At 41.7% G+C, this 16,438-nt stretch carries 17 protein-coding genes; 16 read left to right on the plus strand and 1 reads right to left on the minus strand.

From position 1 onward, the window contains the following. Positions 1 to 246 precede the first annotated feature (246 nt). The 4 genes from HMPREF1518_RS04300 to HMPREF1518_RS04315 all read left to right on the plus strand — a co-directional run bounded on the left by HMPREF1518_RS04300 (position 247) and on the right by HMPREF1518_RS04315 (position 3,353). On the plus strand, positions 247 to 699 hold the full coding sequence (locus tag HMPREF1518_RS04300; protein ID WP_033584402.1) for a YhcH/YjgK/YiaL family protein: 453 nt from the start codon (positions 247 to 249) through the stop codon (positions 697 to 699). Positions 700 to 719: 20 nt separating this feature from the next. Continuing rightward, entirely contained in the window at positions 720 to 1,364 is a 645-nt protein-coding gene (locus HMPREF1518_RS04305) for a YesL family protein (RefSeq protein ID WP_033584404.1), read from the plus strand. 169 nt (positions 1,365 to 1,533) lie between these two features. Beyond that, positions 1,534 to 2,451, plus strand: a complete 918-nt coding sequence (locus HMPREF1518_RS04310; protein ID WP_033584406.1) for a dihydrodipicolinate synthase family protein — start codon at positions 1,534 to 1,536, stop codon at positions 2,449 to 2,451. Positions 2,452 to 2,468: 17 nt separating this feature from the next. Then, positions 2,469 to 3,353 carry an ROK family protein gene (locus tag HMPREF1518_RS04315; RefSeq protein ID WP_033584408.1) on the plus strand — a complete coding sequence of 295 codons (885 nt, stop codon included), beginning with the start codon at positions 2,469 to 2,471 and terminating at the stop codon, positions 3,351 to 3,353. Positions 3,354 to 3,368: 15 nt separating this feature from the next. Here HMPREF1518_RS04315 and HMPREF1518_RS04320 read toward each other — a convergent pair whose 3' ends face one another. Then, positions 3,369 to 4,220, minus strand: a complete 852-nt coding sequence (locus HMPREF1518_RS04320; protein ID WP_033584410.1) for a MurR/RpiR family transcriptional regulator — start codon at positions 4,218 to 4,220, stop codon at positions 3,369 to 3,371. Between the two features lie 256 nt (positions 4,221 to 4,476). Between HMPREF1518_RS04320 and pbp2b the strand changes: the two genes are divergently transcribed. From pbp2b to HMPREF1518_RS04380, 12 genes are all read left to right on the plus strand, one after another. Then, the gene (pbp2b, locus tag HMPREF1518_RS04325) at positions 4,477 to 6,519 is read left to right on the plus strand and encodes a penicillin-binding protein PBP2B (protein ID WP_033584412.1); all 2,043 of its coding nucleotides are present in this window, start codon (positions 4,477 to 4,479) and stop codon (positions 6,517 to 6,519) included. A gap of 10 nt (positions 6,520 to 6,529) precedes the next feature. Further along, complete coding sequence (gene recR / locus HMPREF1518_RS04330) at positions 6,530 to 7,126, plus strand: recombination mediator RecR (RefSeq protein WP_000966754.1); 597 nt, start codon at positions 6,530 to 6,532, stop codon at positions 7,124 to 7,126. A 173-nt stretch (positions 7,127 to 7,299) separates the two neighbouring features. Next, on the plus strand, positions 7,300 to 8,343 hold the full coding sequence (locus tag HMPREF1518_RS04335; RefSeq protein ID WP_007521202.1) for a D-alanine--D-alanine ligase: 1,044 nt from the start codon (positions 7,300 to 7,302) through the stop codon (positions 8,341 to 8,343). 82 nt (positions 8,344 to 8,425) lie between these two features. Further along, positions 8,426 to 9,799, plus strand: coding sequence for a UDP-N-acetylmuramoyl-tripeptide--D-alanyl-D-alanine ligase (locus HMPREF1518_RS04340; protein WP_000778721.1), 1,374 nt, complete (start codon positions 8,426 to 8,428; stop codon positions 9,797 to 9,799). Then, a complete protein-coding gene (locus tag HMPREF1518_RS04345) occupies positions 9,786 to 10,397 on the plus strand; it encodes an NUDIX hydrolase N-terminal domain-containing protein (protein ID WP_000993247.1) in 612 nt (203 codons plus the stop codon). Before HMPREF1518_RS04340 ends, HMPREF1518_RS04345 begins: the two co-directional genes overlap by 14 nt. Before the next feature lie 196 nt (positions 10,398 to 10,593). Continuing rightward, positions 10,594 to 11,298 (plus strand): YwaF family protein, encoded by a 705-nt coding sequence (locus HMPREF1518_RS04350; RefSeq protein WP_007521207.1) that lies wholly within the window; start codon positions 10,594 to 10,596, stop codon positions 11,296 to 11,298. 233 nt (positions 11,299 to 11,531) lie between these two features. After that, the gene (gene ftsA, locus HMPREF1518_RS04355; RefSeq protein WP_007521209.1) at positions 11,532 to 12,902 is read left to right on the plus strand and encodes a cell division protein FtsA; all 1,371 of its coding nucleotides are present in this window, start codon (positions 11,532 to 11,534) and stop codon (positions 12,900 to 12,902) included. A 16-nt stretch (positions 12,903 to 12,918) separates the two neighbouring features. Next, positions 12,919 to 14,175, plus strand: coding sequence for a cell division protein FtsZ (gene ftsZ / locus HMPREF1518_RS04360; RefSeq protein WP_000144258.1), 1,257 nt, complete (start codon positions 12,919 to 12,921; stop codon positions 14,173 to 14,175). 3 nt (positions 14,176 to 14,178) lie between these two features. After that, a complete protein-coding gene (locus tag HMPREF1518_RS04365) occupies positions 14,179 to 14,850 on the plus strand; it encodes a YggS family pyridoxal phosphate-dependent enzyme (RefSeq protein ID WP_001049621.1) in 672 nt (223 codons plus the stop codon). A 9-nt stretch (positions 14,851 to 14,859) separates the two neighbouring features. After that, on the plus strand, positions 14,860 to 15,390 hold the full coding sequence (locus HMPREF1518_RS04370) for a cell division protein SepF (protein WP_000053359.1): 531 nt from the start codon (positions 14,860 to 14,862) through the stop codon (positions 15,388 to 15,390). Continuing rightward, entirely contained in the window at positions 15,390 to 15,650 is a 261-nt protein-coding gene (locus HMPREF1518_RS04375) for a YggT family protein (protein ID WP_000576502.1), read from the plus strand. The genes HMPREF1518_RS04370 and HMPREF1518_RS04375 overlap by 1 nt, the downstream gene beginning before the upstream one ends. Further along, positions 15,647 to 16,438, plus strand: a complete 792-nt coding sequence (locus HMPREF1518_RS04380) for a YlmH family RNA-binding protein (RefSeq protein ID WP_000217806.1) — start codon at positions 15,647 to 15,649, stop codon at positions 16,436 to 16,438. Before HMPREF1518_RS04375 ends, HMPREF1518_RS04380 begins: the two co-directional genes overlap by 4 nt.

Genomic DNA, 16,438 nt, shown 5'->3' on the forward strand with positions numbered 1-16,438 from the left:
CGTCTGCGTTACCATGCTATACTTAAGTATTGCCTGCGGTTAGCTTCCGAGTTTGTTCTTCGATTTTCATTGAGTATAGGAAAAACTGTCTATCAAAATTCAGAAGAATATGTTATAGACTAAGAGAAATATAGTTTCATAAGTGTCTACAAAATGGAGAGTATGCAGTTACTTCGTGAAGTTTTGTCAGACACTTATCAACTTAATTTATGATTTTAGTTAACTATCAGAAACGAAGGAAACAGTATGATTTTTGACGATTTGAAAAACATCTACTTTTACAAGGGGATTCATCCCAATCTAGACAAGGCTATCGACTATCTCTATCAGCACCGTAAGAATTCTTTCGAACTCGGTAAGTATGAGATTGACGGGGACAAGGTCTTTCTAGTTGTTCAGGAAAATGTCCTCAATCAAGCTGAAAATGATCAATTTGAGCACCATAAGAATTATGCAGACTTGCATTTGCTGGTAGAAGGACATGAATATTCGAGCTACGGTTCACGTATCAAAGATGAAGCAGTAGCATTCGACGAAGCGAGCGACATTGGCTTTGTCCATTGTCATGAAAAATACCCACTCTTGTTGGGCTATCACAATTTTGCAATTTTCTTCCCAGGAGAACCACACCAGCCAAATGGCTACGCAGGGATGGAAGAAAAAGTTCGCAAGTATCTCTTTAAAATTTTGATTGATTAAAAGAATCAGGAGGAGCAAACATGGCACAAAAAGGAGTAAGCCTTATCAAGGCAGCATTTGATACAGATAATTTTCTCATGCGTTTCAGTGAGAAGGTCTTGGATATCGTGACAGTCAATCTTCTTTTTGTCGTCTCTTGTTTGCCCATTGTGACGATTGGAGTGGCGAAAATCAGCCTTTACGAGACCATGTTTGAGATTAAGAGAAGCAGACGAGTTCCAGTTTTCAGAACCTATCTAAGAGCTTTCAAGCAAAATCTGAAACTGGGGCTTCAGTTAGGTTTGCTAGAGTTGGGCATTGTCTCATTAAGCTTTTTAGATCTCTATCTCTTCTGGGGCCAGACAGCTTTGCCTTTCCAGGTTGTGAAAGCTATTTGTTTGGGGATTCTCATCTTCCTCACTCTGGTGATGCTAGCTAGTTATCCCATCGCTGCGCGCTATGATTTGTCTTGGAAAGAAGTGCTGCAAAAAGGGCTTATCTTGGCAAGTTTTAACTTTCCATGGTTCTTCCTCATGTTAGCCATTCTCTTTCTCATAGTGATGGTTCTTTATCTATCCGCCTTCACTCTCCTTTTGGGTGGGTCAGCCTTTATCCTCTTTGGTTTTGGTTTGCTAGTCTTTCTCCAAGCAGGATTGATGGAGAAAATCTTCGCCAAATACCAGTAGGATGGCTTGTTTCTGAAACTACTTTCAATCGTTACAGTTTCTAAAATACAAGTAGAAACTAAAATCTAAGTGTATACAAGATATTGAAAGCGATTTTCACAAGGTGTATACTAAACTTGTAAAAATAGAACTGCTCTCAGCAGAAAAAAGAAATCTTAGGAGAAAATCTATGTCAGATTTGAAAAAATACGAAGGTGTCATTCCAGCCTTCTACGCATGTTATGATGATCAAGGAGAAGTCAGTCCAGAGCGTACGCGCGCCTTGGTCCAATACTTCATTGATAAGGGAGTTCAAGGTCTCTATGTAAATGGTTCTTCTGGTGAATGTATCTACCAAAGTGTGGCAGATCGCAAATTGATTTTGGAAGAAGTCATGGCAGTTGCCAAGGGCAAATTGACTATCATCGCTCACGTTGCCTGCAACAATACCAAAGATAGTATGGAACTTGCTCGCCACGCAGAAAGCTTGGGTGTAGATGCCATTGCAACCATTCCACCGATTTACTTCCGTTTGCCAGAATACTCAGTTGCTAAATACTGGAACGATATCAGTGCTGCAGCACCAAATACAGACTACGTAATTTATAATATTCCTCAATTAGCAGGTGTTGCTTTGACTCCAAGTCTTTACACTGAGATGTTGAAAAATCCTCGTGTTATCGGTGTTAAGAACTCTTCTATGCCAGTTCAAGATATCCAAACCTTTGTCAGCCTTGGGGGAGAAGACCACATCGTATTTAATGGTCCAGATGAACAGTTCCTAGGAGGACGCCTCATGGGTGCCAAAGCTGGTATTGGTGGTACTTACGGTGCTATGCCAGAACTCTTCTTGAAACTCAATGAGTTAATTGCTGAGAAAGACTTGGAAACAGCTCGTGAATTGCAATACGCTATCAATGCAATCATTGGTAAATTGACTGCTGCACATGGAAATATGTACTGTGTCATCAAAGAAGTTTTGAAGATCAATGAAGGTTTGAACATTGGTTCAGTTCGTTCACCATTGACACCAGTAACCGAAGAAGATCGTCCAGTTGTAGAAGCAGCTGCTCAATTGATTCGTGAAACCAAAGAGCGCTTCCTCTAATCCATAAGGAGGTATTTATGACACACTACGTTGCAATTGATATTGGCGGAACCAACATCAAATATGGTTTGATTGATCAAGAAGGCCAACTTGTTGAATCGCACGAAATGCCAACTGAGGCATATAAGGGTGGACCTCATATTTTACAAAAGACAAAAGATATCGTAGCCAGCTATTTAGAAAAAGGCCCAGTTGCAGGTGTTGCCATTTCTTCGGCAGGGATGGTGGATCCTGATAAGGGTGAGATTTTCTACGCTGGTCCTCAGATTCCCAACTATGCAGGAACCCAGTTCAAAAAGGAAATCGAGACGAGTTTTGCGATTCCTTGTGAAATTGAAAATGATGTCAACTGTGCAGGTCTAGCTGAGGCAGTATCTGGTTCAGGCAAGGGAGCGAGTGTCACTCTTTGCTTGACCATTGGAACAGGTATCGGTGGTTGCTTGATTATGGATGGGAAAGTCTTCCATGGATTTAGCAATTCGGCCTGCGAAGTCGGTTACATGCACATGCAGGATGGAGCTTTCCAAGACTTGGCTTCTACGACAGCCTTGGTGGAGTATGTAGCAGCAGCTCACGGTGATCCAGTTGACCAGTGGAATGGCCGACGTATTTTCAAGGAAGCTACCGAAGGAAACAAGATCTGTATGGCTGGGATTGACCGCATGGTAGACTATCTAGGAAAAGGTCTGGCAAATATTTGCTACGTTGCCAATCCAGAAGTAGTCATTCTCGGTGGCGGTATCATGGGGCAAGAAGCTATCCTCAAACCGAAGATTCGCGCAGCCTTGAAGGCGGCCTTGGTACCAAGCCTAGCTGAAAAAACACGATTAGAATTTGCCCATCACCAAAATACAGCAGGGATGTTGGGAGCCTACTATCATTTCAAGACAAAACAATCCTAGTTTGGTTCAACCAAACTAGGATTTTCTAACGCGTTTTTGTCTACGATAGCCATTGAGTTTTTTATTTTCCCAATAGCTATTAAAGATTTTCTCCTTGCTTTCACGATTGATTTCCAAAAAGTAGGCATAAACCAAATCTATAAGGAAGAGCATGGGGAGTTGAGCGGATATCCGTTGAATGTAGGAAGGCTGGCTGTGGCTGGCAACAAGAACGGTTTCTGTATAGGCCTGACTATTTTTGTTTGGAGCGCTGGTAAAGAGGATGGTCTTGGCCCCCATCTCTTTTGCGTCTAATAGACTGTCTAAAATAGAAGGAGTTGTACCAGAAAGTGAGAAACCGAGTACTAGACAATTTTCATCCATGATGCTGGTCGTCCATGCAAAGCCGTCCTGATCGGTTAAGGCTTCACAGACCACACCCAGACGCATGAAACGCAATTTCATTTCACGAGCGACAAGACCGGAACTACCTGTTCCAAAGAAGTAGACACGCTCAGCATCTTCGATTAACTGGGCGACGCGTTCCAGTTGTTCTTCGTCAATCAAATCCTGCGTTTGTTCTCGCATGATACTGTAGCTTCGCAAAACACGTTTGGTAAAAGGACTATGTTTGTGGGAATGAGTGTCCGGTTTACTAGCCTGATGCTGGTATTGAAAGACGAATTCTCGGTAGCCTGTAAAACCACACTTTTTGGCAAAGCGGGTCAATGCTGCTTGGGAGATGTGTAATTTCTGGGTGACTTGCTGAGAAGAAAGATCATCTTGGATCGTTTCAGGTTGTAAAAAATAGCGAGCGATTTCTTGCTCGAGCTCGGTTAATTCTTCAAAATGGAGGTCGATTATGGTTGCGATGTCTGGCTTGTTCATGAGGCTCCTTTTTATGAGTCAAATTCTTAAAGGTTAACGCTTTCCTAACTATTACTATCATTATATCATAGAAGTTAGGATAACCAAATAAAAAGGCATTTTCGGTTGAAAGTCAAAAAATGCTTCGACTTTTCCAAGAGTTTCTCCGTAAAATATGGTACAATGAAATGTACTGAACATCACCTGTTTGCTCTATTGTTTTATATGTAAATAAAGGTGAAAATCGGAAATTTTTCTAGAAAAGAGTCTTAGTTGTATGAGAAAATTCAATAGCCATTCGATTCCTATTCGGCTTAATTTACTGTTTGCCATTGTTATCCTGTTGTTTATGGCCATTATTGGTCGATTGTTATACATGCAGGTGCTCAATAAAGATTTCTATGAAACAAAATTGGCCTCAGCCAGCCAGACAAGGGTAACAACCAGTTCAGCTCGTGGACAGATCTATGATGCGGCAGGGAAACCCTTGGTAGAAAACACTGTCAAGCAGGTTGTTTCTTTCACACGAAACAATAAAATGACAGCAGCTGAATTGAAGGAGACAGCCAAGAAACTTCTCACATATGTGAATGTGACCTCCCCTAATTTGACAGACCGTCAGATTGCAGACTACTACTTGGCGGACCAGGACGTTTACAAAACAACAGTCGAATCCTTGCCAAGTGATAAACGCCTAGATTCAGATGGGAACCGCTTATCTGAAGCGACTCTCTACAATAATGCAGTTGAAAGTATTGACGTGAGTCAACTCAATTATACAGATGACCAGAAAAAGGAAATCTATCTCTTTAGTCAGCTCAATGCCGTTGAAAATTTTGCGACGGGCACCATTTCTACGGATGCCTTGAATGATACCCAAGTTGCTCTCGTTGCATCAGCATCCAAGGAATTACCAGGGATTAGTATTTCAACTTCATGGGATCGGAAAGTCCTAGACACTTCTTTGTCTTCAATTGTAGGTAGTGTATCAAGTGAAAAATCAGGTCTTCCAGCGGAGGAAGTGGACGCTTATTTGAAAAAAGGGTATTCTCTCAATGACCGAGTGGGAACTTCCTATCTTGAAAAGCAATATGAAGATGTTCTTCAAGGCAAACGCTCCGTCAAGGAAATCCACCTTGACAAACACGGAAATATGGAAAGTGTAGAAAATGTCGAAGAAGGAAGCAAAGGAAACAACATCAAACTAACGATTGACCTAACTTTCCAGAATGGTGTAGATGACCTACTCAAGAGCTACTTCAACTCAGAGTTGGGTAACGGTGGAGCTAAATACTCTGAAGGAGTCTACGCTGTAGCCCTCAATCCTAAAACCGGTGCAGTTCTAGCGATGTCGGGTGTCAAGCATAATGTCGAATCCGGTGAATTAAGTTCAGATTCGCTTGGAACGATAACCAATGTCTTTGTTCCAGGATCTGTCGTTAAGGCGGCAACCCTTAGCTCTGGTTGGGAAAATGGGGTCTTGTCAGGCAATCAAACCTTGACAGATCAGCCGATTGTTTTCCAAGGTTCGGCTCCGATCAATTCATGGTATACCTTATCCTATGGCTCCTTCCCTATCACAGCAGTTGAAGCTTTGGAGTACTCTTCTAATACCTACATGGTTCAGACTGCGCTAGGGATCATGGGACAGTCCTACCAGCCAAATATGATAGTCGCAACTGATCAGTTAGAGACTGCAATGGGCAAATTGCGATCAACTTTTGGGGAATATGGACTCGGAGCTTCAACGGAGATTGACCTCCCAGATGAATCTACAGGATTTACACCAAAAGAATTTGATTTAGCCAACTATATTAATAACGCCTTTGGCCAGTTTGATAACTACACACCTATGCAGTTAGCCCAGTATGTCGCAACCATTGCAAACAATGGCGTACGATTGGCTCCTCACATCGTTGAGGGAGTTTATGGAAACAATGAACAAGGTGGCTTAGGCAATCTAGTTCAAGAAACAGCCACCAAGGAACTGAACAAGATCAATATCTCAGAAGCGGATATGGCTCTCTTGCACCAAGGTTTCTATCAAGTTTCGCATGGAACGAGCGCTCTGACAACTGGTCGTGCCTTTTCAAATGGCGCAGCCGTTTCCATAAGCGGGAAAACGGGAACGGCCGAAAGTTATGTTAATGGTGGTCAAAAGGCCAATAATACCAACGCAGTTGCTTATGCTCCGTCTGATAATCCTCAAATCGCGGTCGCAGTCGTCTTTCCTCATAATACCAACCTAACAAATGGTGTCGGACCTTCAATTGCACGAGATATTATCAACCTCTATAACCAACAACATCCAATGAATTAGAAAGGAACTTATGCTGTATCCAACACCTATTGCCAAGTTAATTGATAGCTATTCGAAGCTTCCAGGTATCGGAATCAAAACGGCTACCCGTCTCGCCTTCTATACCATTGGAATGTCTGATGACGATGTCAATGAATTTGCCAAAAACCTTCTATCTGCCAAGCGGGAATTGACCTATTGTTCCATCTGTGGTCGCTTGACCGATGATGACCCTTGCTCGATCTGTACAGATCCGACTCGAGACCAGACAACCATCTTAGTGCTAGAGGATAGTCGCGATGTGGCTGCTATGGAAAATATCCAAGAATACCACGGACTCTATCATGTCTTGCACGGTCTCATTTCTCCTATGAATGGTATCAGTCCAGACGATATCAATCTCAAGAGCCTCATGACCCGTCTCATGGATAGTGAGGTTTCAGAGGTAATCGTGGCAACCAATGCGACAGCAGATGGGGAAGCGACGTCTATGTACCTCTCTCGTTTGCTCAAACCAGCTGGTATCAAGGTCACTCGCCTAGCACGAGGCCTAGCCGTGGGAGCAGATATCGAGTATGCGGATGAGGTCACACTTTTACGAGCCATTGAAAATCGGACAGAGTTGTAGGTGAAGACCAGTTGACAAACTCAATTCATTATACAAAAATCGAGGAGACCGACTTTGTTTTTATCGGTCTCTTTTTATGTTTTTTGAAGATCAGTATTAGCTTCAAGTTTTAAAAAAAAAGTAAATATGATATACTAAAGAACGAGTATTCTATTAGAATTAGGACAAGTAATATGAAACAAACGATTATTCTTTTATACGGCGGACGCAGTGCAGAACGTGAAGTGTCTGTATTGTCAGCTGAAAGTGTCATGCGTGCGGTCAACTACGACCGTTTCACAGTCAAGACTTTCTTTATCAGCCAGTCAGGTGACTTTATCAAAACACAGGAATTTAGCCGGACTCCAGGTCAAGAGGATCGTCTCATGACAAATGCGACTATTGACTGGGGCAAGAAAATAGCGCCAAGTGCCATCTACGAAGAAGGTGCAGTGGTCTTCCCAGTCCTTCATGGTCCGATGGGAGAAGATGGTTCTGTTCAAGGATTTCTTGAAGTTTTGAAAATGCCCTATGTCGGCTGCAATATCTTGTCATCAAGCCTTGCCATGGATAAAATCACGACCAAGCGAGTTTTAGAATCTGTAGGGATTGCCCAAGTTCCTTATGTGGCCATCGTTGAAGGTGATGATGTGACTTCTAAAATCGCTGAAGTTGAAGAAAAATTGACTTATCCAGTCTTCACGAAACCGTCAAACATGGGTTCAAGTGTCGGTATTTCTAAGTCTGAAAACCAAGAAGAACTCCGTCAAGCCTTAGAACTTGCCTTCCAATATGACAGCCGTGTCTTGGTAGAGCAAGGGGTGAATGCCCGTGAAATCGAGGTTGGTCTTTTGGGCAACTACGATGTTAAGAGCACGCTTCCTGGTGAAGTGGTCAAGGATGTTGCCTTTTATGACTACGATGCCAAGTATATTGACAACAAGATTACCATGGACATCCCAGCCAAGATTAGTGATGATGTAGTAGCTGTCATGCGTCAAAATGCAGAAACTGCCTTCCGTGCGATCGGTGGCCTTGGTCTATCTCGTTGTGATTTCTTCTATACAGATAAGGGCGAGGTTTTCCTAAACGAGCTCAATACCATGCCAGGTTTTACCCAGTGGTCTATGTACCCACTACTTTGGGACAATATGGGAATCAGCTATCCAGAACTAATCGAGCGTTTGGTTGACCTTGCTAAGGAGAGCTTTAACAAGCACGAAGCGCATTTGCTATAAAATGAAAGAAGGGGTAGAAGCCAGAATCGTCACTGTAGGTGATTAGAGTTCTCAGACTTCAACCCTTTTTAAAGGAGTAGAAATGAAACTAACAATCCATGAAGTCGCCCAAGCTGTTGGAGCTAAAAATGATGTCAGTATCTTTGAGGATGCCCAGTTAGAAAAGGCTGAGTTTGACAGTCGTTTGATTGGGACGGGAGATTTGTTTGTGCCCCTCAAAGGTGCACGTGATGGTCATGACTTTATCGAAACAGCTTTTGAAAATGGTGCAGCAGTAACCTTGTCTGAGAAAGAGGTTGCAAATCATCCCTACATTTTAGTAGATGACGTTTTGTCTGCCTTTCAAACCCTAGCTGCCTACTATCTTGAAAAAACAGCAGTTGATGTCTTTGCGGTAACGGGTTCAAATGGTAAAACAACGACCAAGGATATGTTGGCGCACTTGCTATCAACAACCTACAAGACCTACAAAACTCAAGGCAATTACAATAACGAGATTGGACTTCCCTACACAGTTCTCCACATGCCTGAAGGGACAGAAAAGTTGGTCTTGGAGATGGGGCAGGATCACTTGGGAGATATCCATCTTTTGTCTGAATTGGCTCATCCTAAGACAGCCATCGTGACCTTGGTTGGAGAAGCTCATTTGGCCTTTTTCAAAGACCGTTCAGAGATTGCTAAAGGGAAAATGCAAATTGCAGATGGTATGGCTTCGAATTCCTTGCTATTAGCACCAACTGATTCGATTGTAGAGGACTACTTGCCTACTGACAAAAAGGTAGTTCGTTTTGGGCAAGGGGCAGAATTGGAAATCACAGACTTGGTCGAACGCAAGGATAGTCTGACCTTTAAGGCCAATTTCTTGGAACAAGCCCTCGATTTGCCAGTGACAGGTAAGTACAATGCCACCAATGCTATGATTGCATCTTATGTTGCCCTACAAGAAGGAGTTTCAGAGGAACAGATTCATCAGGCCTTTCAGAACCTAGAATTGACCCGTAATCGTACTGAGTGGAAGAAAGCAGCCAATGGAGCAGATATCCTGTCAGATGTCTACAATGCCAATCCAACTGCTATGAAGTTGATTTTGGAGACATTCTCTGCCATCCCAGCTAATGAAGGGGGCAAGAAAATCGCTGTCTTAGCGGACATGAAGGAACTTGGTGACCAGTCTGTTCAACTCCATAACCAGATGATTTTGAGCCTCTCGCCAGATGTGCTGGATACCGTTATTTTCTACGGAGAAGACATTGCCGAATTGGCACAACTAGCTAGTCAAATGTTCCCAATCGGTCATGTATTCTACTTTAAGAAAACTGCGAGCGAAGATCAATTTGAAGACCTAGTCAAGCAGGTTAAGGAAAGCCTCGGTGCCAATGATCAAATTTTGCTCAAAGGCTCGAACTCCATGAATCTAGCCAAGTTGGTAGAAAGTTTAGAAAATGAATGCAAATGATTTTGCCAAGTATCTTCAAAGAATGTTAGCTATTACGGATACTGGATTAACCTTTACAAAAGATCCTTTTGACCGTGAGCGCTATGAGGACTTGCGAAGCCTGTTATCTGAAATGTTGAATCAGGTATCAGACCTCGATACAGAAGAAGTGGCAGAAGTCTTGAAACCAACTTCCGCTTATGCAACTCCTCTGATGGACGTCCGTGCTTGGATTGTTGAGGATGAAAAAGTATGTTTAGTTAGAGGAAAAGGAGAGGATAGTTGGGCTTTGCCAGGTGGATTTGGTGAAGTCGGCTACTCTCCAACCGAAAATATTCTCAAAGAAATTGAAGAAGAAACCGGCTTTACAGCAAAAGCTGAAAGGTTACTTGCAGTTTTTGACACCAATCGTTTCCAACTACAGAGCAAACAATATGCAAAGTTTGTCTTTGAATGCCAACTTCTTGATGGACAATTTCAAGAGAATCAAGAAATTGCTGAGCTTCAATTTTTTGCCATTGACCAATTGCCAGTCTTATCTGAAAAACGCATCACCAAGGAGCAAATGGAGATTCTTTGGCAAGTTTATAAAGGACAAAGAGACCAATATGTCGATTAGTTTGTGCTAGAGAAGTCGACAAATCAAAAAAGGGTGTCTGTAAAGTGCATTTCTGCAATACAAATGATATAATAGGTTGCGAATTTAAGACGCAAGTGTTCTATGAATAGCATAGAATCAAGTTTTTTCAAAAAATTTAAAAGCTGGAGAAAGTGAATTTTTTACTGCCTCTAGCTAGATGAACGAGGAATAGAATATGAATTTGTGGGATAAATTATTTACCACGCAGATATCAGAACCGCCCCAGTTTGAACTCCACTGGTATATTGGTTTGTTATGTTTACTGGCCTTTACTTTCTACGCTTCTTATCGTTTTCGCGACAAAGTGGCTTACCAACGATTTATTCAGATTCTTCAATCTGTTCAACTGATTGTTCTGTATGGCTGGTATTGGGGAAACCATCTGCCCCTGTCAGAAAGTTTACCCTTCTATCATTGCCGTGTTGCCATGTTTGTCTTGCTCCTGATCCCGGGAACCTCTAAGTACAAGCAATACTTTGCCCTTCTAGGAGTCTTTGGAGCAACAGCAGCTCTGGCGTATCCACTATTTGATCCTTATCCGTTTCCACACGTGACCATCCTGTCCTTCATTATCGGACATGTGGCACTTTTGGGAAATGCACTCTTATACTTGTTTAAAAACTATGAAGCTTCCCTGCTCAGCTTCAAAAATGTAGCGGTGATTACCTTCACCTTGAACGCTTTGATATGGGTTGTTAATTTAGTTGTCAGTGGGGATTATGGTTTCTTAACGAGACCGCCACTTGTTGGAAATCACGGACAACTTTTGAATTACCTTATTGTTTCGAGCGTTATCGTGATAGCAATTTGCGTAACAGCAAAATTGCTAGAGATTTTTTTACAGCAAAAATCGGAAGAATTTATTCAAGAGAAGGTCTAAAAAGACCTTCTTTTTTTGATGGGTTATAAATATTATCGAATTGTTGACAAGAACATCAAAAACTTTTTCCAGAAGAAAAATTTTCTAATATGTTCTCAAAAAACATGCAGGAAATTTACGAAAAACTAAGCATGATTAGTTTTTTTGTGTTATAATATTCTTTGAATAGCTATGCCCAAACATAGTTATTAAATAGAAGTGAGAAACTTGGAAGATAGAGAGGATGCGATGTAATGACTAGAGATGGTTTTTTTACAGGCTTAGATATCGGAACTAGCTCCATTAAGGTGTTAGTTGCTGAGCATAGAGATGGCGAAGTAAATGTAATTGGTGTTAGTAATGCCAAAAGTAAAGGTGTAAAAGACGGAATTATTGTTGATATTGAAGCGGCTGCTTCGGCAATCAAATCCGCAATCACACAGGCAGAAGAGAAAGCAGGTATTTCTATCAAGTCTGTCAACGTTGGTCTTCCAGCAAATCTTCTGCAGGTCGAACCAACACAAGGAATGATTCCTGTAACATCAGATACAAAAGAAATCACAGATCAGGATGTTGAAGATGTTGTTAAATCAGCTTTGACAAAGAGCATGACTCCTGATCGTGAAGTGATTACCTTTATTCCAGAAGAATTCATCGTGGATGGTTTCCAAGGAATCCGTGATCCTCGTGGTATGATGGGTGTCCGTTTGGAAATGCGTGGTCTGCTTTACACAGGTCCTCGTACGATTCTACACAATCTTCGCAAGACGGTCGAACGTGTAGGTATCCAGGTTGATAATGTGATTATTTCACCTTTGGCGATTGTGAACTCAGTCCTCAATGAAGGCGAGCGTGAATTTGGTGCGACTGTCATTGACATGGGTGGAGGTCAGACTACTGTAGCGACTATCCGCAATCAAGAATTGCAATTCACCAACATCTACCAAGAAGGTGGAGATTACGTTACAAAAGACATCTCTAAAGTCTTGAAAACATCTCAAAAGATTGCAGAAAGTTTGAAACTGAACTATGGTGAAGCTTATGTTCCGCTAGCAAGTAATGAAACTTTCCAAGTTGAAGTAATTGGCGAAGTAGAGCCTGTTGAAGTGACAGAGAGCTACTTGGCAGAAATTATCTCAGCACGCATCAAACATATCTTTGACCAAATCAAACAAGAGTTGGAAAGAAGACACTTGTTGGATTTGCCAGGAGGTATCGTCCTTATCGGTGGAAATGCAATTTTGCCGGGCGTTGTTGAATTAGCCCAAGAAGTATTTGGTGTTCGTGTAAAACTCTATGTACCAAATCAGGTTGGAATTCGCAACCCTGCATTTGCTCACGTAATTAGTTTATCTGAGTTTGCTGGTAAATTGACTGAAGTCAATCTTCTTGCTCAAAAAGCAGTTAAAGGAGATGAATTCCTTCGTCAAAAACCAATTAACTTTGGCATTCCAAATCAACGTTTGAATCCTGTGGCGCAACCAGGCCCAACGCAGCCAACTCCAGTTGAAACTGTACAGGAAACTCCAGTTGCTCCAAAGGAAGAATTCCAAGCAAGTTCTCAAAGTAAACCGAAGCTAACAGAACGTTTCCGTGGTTTAATCGGAAGCATGTTTGATGAATAAAAGAGGATAAGAAATTATGACATTTTCATTTGATACAGCAGCAGCTCAAGGCGCAGTTATTAAGGTAATTGGTGTCGGTGGTGGTGGTGGCAACGCCATCAACCGCATGGTTGACGAAGGTGTTGCTGGTGTAGAATTTATCGCAGCCAACACTGATGTACAAGCACTTAGCAGTACGAAAGCAGAAACCGTTATCCAACTTGGTCCAAAATTGACTCGTGGTTTGGGTGCTGGAGGTCGTCCAGAAGTTGGACGTAAAGCTGCAGAGGAAAGCGAAGAAGCTTTGACGGAAGCAATCAGCGGTGCAGACATGGTCTTCATCACTGCTGGTATGGGTGGTGGATCTGGTACAGGTGCTGCCCCTGTTATTGCACGTATCGCTAAAGATCTTGGTGCTCTCACAGTTGGTGTCGTGACACGTCCTTTCGGATTTGAAGGAAGCAAACGTGGTCAGTACGCTGTAGAAGGAATCAATGAACTTCGCGAGCATGTTGATACTTTGTTGATTATCTCTAACAATAACTTGCTTGAAATTGTTGACAAGAAAACACCGCTTCTTGAAGCTCTTAGTGAAGCAGATAACGTTCTTCGTCAAGGTGTTCAAGGGATCACTGACTTGATCACGAACCCAGGATTGATTAACCTTGACTTTGCTGACGTGAAGACTGTAATGGCAAACAAAGGGAATGCCCTTATGGGTATCGGTATCGGTAGTGGTGAAGAACGCGTTGTTGAAGCGGCGCGTAAAGCAATTTACTCTCCACTTCTTGAAACAACTATAGATGGTGCAGAGGATGTGATTGTCAACGTTACTGGTGGTCTTGATTTGACTTTGATTGAAGCAGAAGAAGCTTCAGAAATTGTCAATCAAGCAGCTGGCAAAGGTGTAAACATCTGGCTTGGAACATCTATCGACGAAAGCATGAAGGATGAAATCCGTGTGACTGTTGTAGCGACAGGTGTTCGTCAAGAACGACTAGAAAAAGTAGTCGGGTCTGCTACCAACCAACCAGTTGGTCGACCATCAACTAAAACTCCACAAGCACACACATTTGACCGTCAATTCGACTTGGAAGAGACAGCAGAACTGCCTAAATCAAGTCCACGTCGCTTTGAAACCAACCAAGCATCTGCTTTTGGGGATTGGGACTTGCGCCGTGAGTCAATTGTTCGCCAAACAGATCCCGTTGTTTCACCAGTTGAACGCTTTGAAACACCAGTTTCACAAGATGAGGATGAATTGGATACACCTCCATTCTTCAAAAATCGTTAATCAATGAATTTGAAAAAAAACACTGAATTAGTTTTTCAGCAAATTGCTGATGCTAGTCAAAAAGCCAACCGTAATCTAGATGCTGTTTCAGTAATCGCAGTGACAAAATATGTAGATGTACAAACAGCGGAAGCCTTGCTTCCGCTTGGCATCCATCATATCGGTGAAAATCGAGTTGATAAATTTTTAGAAAAATATCAGGCCTTGAAAGATTACCCGGTCACTTGGCATTTAATAGGAACACTACAGAGACGGAAAGTAAAAGAAGTAATCCCATATGTGGATTACTTTCATGCTTTAGACTCTCTAAAATTAGCCCAGGAAATTCAAAAGAGAACAGATCATGTTATCAAGTGTTTCTTGCAAGTTAATATTTCTGGGGAAGAAAGTAAGCATGGGTTTTCAAAAGAAGAATTGCTAGAACTTTTGCCAGAATTGGCTAAGTTAGATCAGATTGAGTATGTTGGTTTAATGACCATGGCTCCTTTTGAGGCAGACAGTGATGAATTGAAAGAAATTTTCAAGGATACGCAGGCTCTGCAAGCAGAAATTAGAGAAAAACAAATCCCTAATATGCCGATGACAGAGCTAAGCATGGGAATGAGTCGTGACTTTAAAGAAGCGATTCAGTTCGGCTCGACCTTTGTTCGAATCGGTACAGCATTTTTTAAATAGGAGAGAGCTATGTCTTTAAAAGATAGATTCGATAAATTTATAGATTATTTTACAGAAGATGGAGAAGACGTGACTAACTACCAGACTCAACAAGAGGAAACAGTTAGCCCAACCATCTCATCTTCAAAAGAATTACCAGCATCTGCTCAGCCGGGATCAGTAAAAGATGCGAATATTACTCGCCTTCATGCTCGTCAACAAGAGTTGGCAAAGCAACACCATCACTCAGATGAGAAAGTGACGATTGATGTTCGTTATCCAAGAAAGTATGAGGATGCAACTGAGATTGTTGATTTGTTAACTGGAAATGAAAGTATCTTGATTGATTTCCAATACATGACAGAAGTACAAGCGCGTCGCTGTCTTGATTACTTGGATGGAGCTCGTCACGTCTTGGCTGGAAATATGAAAAAGGTTGCGAGTACGATGTATCTATTGACGCCTGTCAACGTTATCGTGAATATTGAAGATATCAAACTTCCAGATGAATCACAAGGTGCCGAGTTCGACTTTGATATTAAACGAAATAGAGCAAGATAATGATTTTCTTAATCCGTTTAATCCAAAATGCGGTTAGCATTTACTCCATCATTCTCGTTGCATTTGCTCTTCTTTCATGGTTTCCAAATGCCTATGAAAGTCAACTAGGCCGCTTAGTTATCAGACTTGCTCGTCCAGTTATCGAGCCACTTCGTAAGCTCAATTTACAATTTGCTGGTCTTGATTTTACGGTTTGGGTCGCGCTGATTCTAATCCAGTTTCTTGGAAATATCTTAACACGACTAGTCCTATTACTATGACAGTAAATCGAGCCATTTATCAGCATTTTTCCCAAGATGATATTCCCTTTATTGACAAGGGAATAGAGTGGATAAGGCGGGTAGAAGATACATATGCGCCAGTGCTTACACCTTTTATCAATCCCCATCAGGAACAGATCTTAAGGGTTCTTGCTGGGACATATGGACTGGGTTGCCAAAGTAGTGGTGATTTTCTTCCGACGGAGTCGGTTCGTGTTCTTCTCTATCCAGATTACTTTGAACCGGAAATATCAGATTTTGAAATGACCTTGTTAGAAATTTGTTATCCGAGCAAATTTGAACAACTGAGTCATGGGAAAATATTGGGAACAATCATCAACCAGCTAGGAATTGACCGTAAATTATTTGGTGATATCTTGGTAGATGAAAAGAGAGCACAGATTTTTGTCAATCGTGATTTTATTCCTCTTTTTCAGGATGGGATAAGAAGGATTGGCAGACTTCCTGTATCGCTGGAGGAACGTCCTTTTACCGATAGGATTATATCTAAAATTGACTTTAGAGAACGAGAAATTTTAGTTTCGAGTTTTCGATTGGATGCCCTCTTATCAAGTGCCTTGAAATTATCTAGAAATCAAACTAGTCAACTGATTGAGAAAAAATCTGTCCAAGTAAACTATCATCTGGTTGAAAAATCTGATTACCAGGTTGCCGTTGGAGATTTGATCAGTGTGAGAAAGTTTGGCCGTCTAAAAGTTGTCAAAGACAATGGACAGACAAAAAAAGACAAGATAAAATTAAGCATTCAATTATTATTAAGTAAGTGA

The organism is Streptococcus sp. SR1 (genome assembly GCF_000526075.1).
GTDB classification, from domain to species: Bacteria; Bacillota; Bacilli; order Lactobacillales; family Streptococcaceae; genus Streptococcus; species Streptococcus halitosis.

Coding starts and splice junctions, on each gene's coding strand:
- HMPREF1518_RS04380 (WP_000217806.1), top strand. CDS start 15,647: ATGACAGTAAATCGAGCCATTTATCAGCATTTTTCCCAAGATGATATT.
- HMPREF1518_RS04300 (WP_033584402.1), top strand. CDS start 247: ATGATTTTTGACGATTTGAAAAACATCTACTTTTACAAGGGGATTCAT.
- HMPREF1518_RS04350 (WP_007521207.1), top strand. CDS start 10,594: ATGAATTTGTGGGATAAATTATTTACCACGCAGATATCAGAACCGCCC.
- HMPREF1518_RS04310 (WP_033584406.1), top strand. CDS start 1,534: ATGTCAGATTTGAAAAAATACGAAGGTGTCATTCCAGCCTTCTACGCA.
- HMPREF1518_RS04370 (WP_000053359.1), top strand. CDS start 14,860: ATGTCTTTAAAAGATAGATTCGATAAATTTATAGATTATTTTACAGAA.
- HMPREF1518_RS04345 (WP_000993247.1), top strand. CDS start 9,786: ATGAATGCAAATGATTTTGCCAAGTATCTTCAAAGAATGTTAGCTATT.
- HMPREF1518_RS04335 (WP_007521202.1), top strand. CDS start 7,300: ATGAAACAAACGATTATTCTTTTATACGGCGGACGCAGTGCAGAACGT.
- HMPREF1518_RS04340 (WP_000778721.1), top strand. CDS start 8,426: ATGAAACTAACAATCCATGAAGTCGCCCAAGCTGTTGGAGCTAAAAAT.
- pbp2b (WP_033584412.1), top strand. CDS start 4,477: ATGAGAAAATTCAATAGCCATTCGATTCCTATTCGGCTTAATTTACTG.
- ftsA (WP_007521209.1), top strand. CDS start 11,532: ATGACTAGAGATGGTTTTTTTACAGGCTTAGATATCGGAACTAGCTCC.
- HMPREF1518_RS04315 (WP_033584408.1), top strand. CDS start 2,469: ATGACACACTACGTTGCAATTGATATTGGCGGAACCAACATCAAATAT.
- HMPREF1518_RS04320 (WP_033584410.1), bottom strand. CDS start 4,220: ATGAACAAGCCAGACATCGCAACCATAATCGACCTCCATTTTGAAGAA.
- ftsZ (WP_000144258.1), top strand. CDS start 12,919: ATGACATTTTCATTTGATACAGCAGCAGCTCAAGGCGCAGTTATTAAG.
- recR (WP_000966754.1), top strand. CDS start 6,530: ATGCTGTATCCAACACCTATTGCCAAGTTAATTGATAGCTATTCGAAG.
- HMPREF1518_RS04375 (WP_000576502.1), top strand. CDS start 15,390: ATGATTTTCTTAATCCGTTTAATCCAAAATGCGGTTAGCATTTACTCC.
- HMPREF1518_RS04305 (WP_033584404.1), top strand. CDS start 720: ATGGCACAAAAAGGAGTAAGCCTTATCAAGGCAGCATTTGATACAGAT.
- HMPREF1518_RS04365 (WP_001049621.1), top strand. CDS start 14,179: ATGAATTTGAAAAAAAACACTGAATTAGTTTTTCAGCAAATTGCTGAT.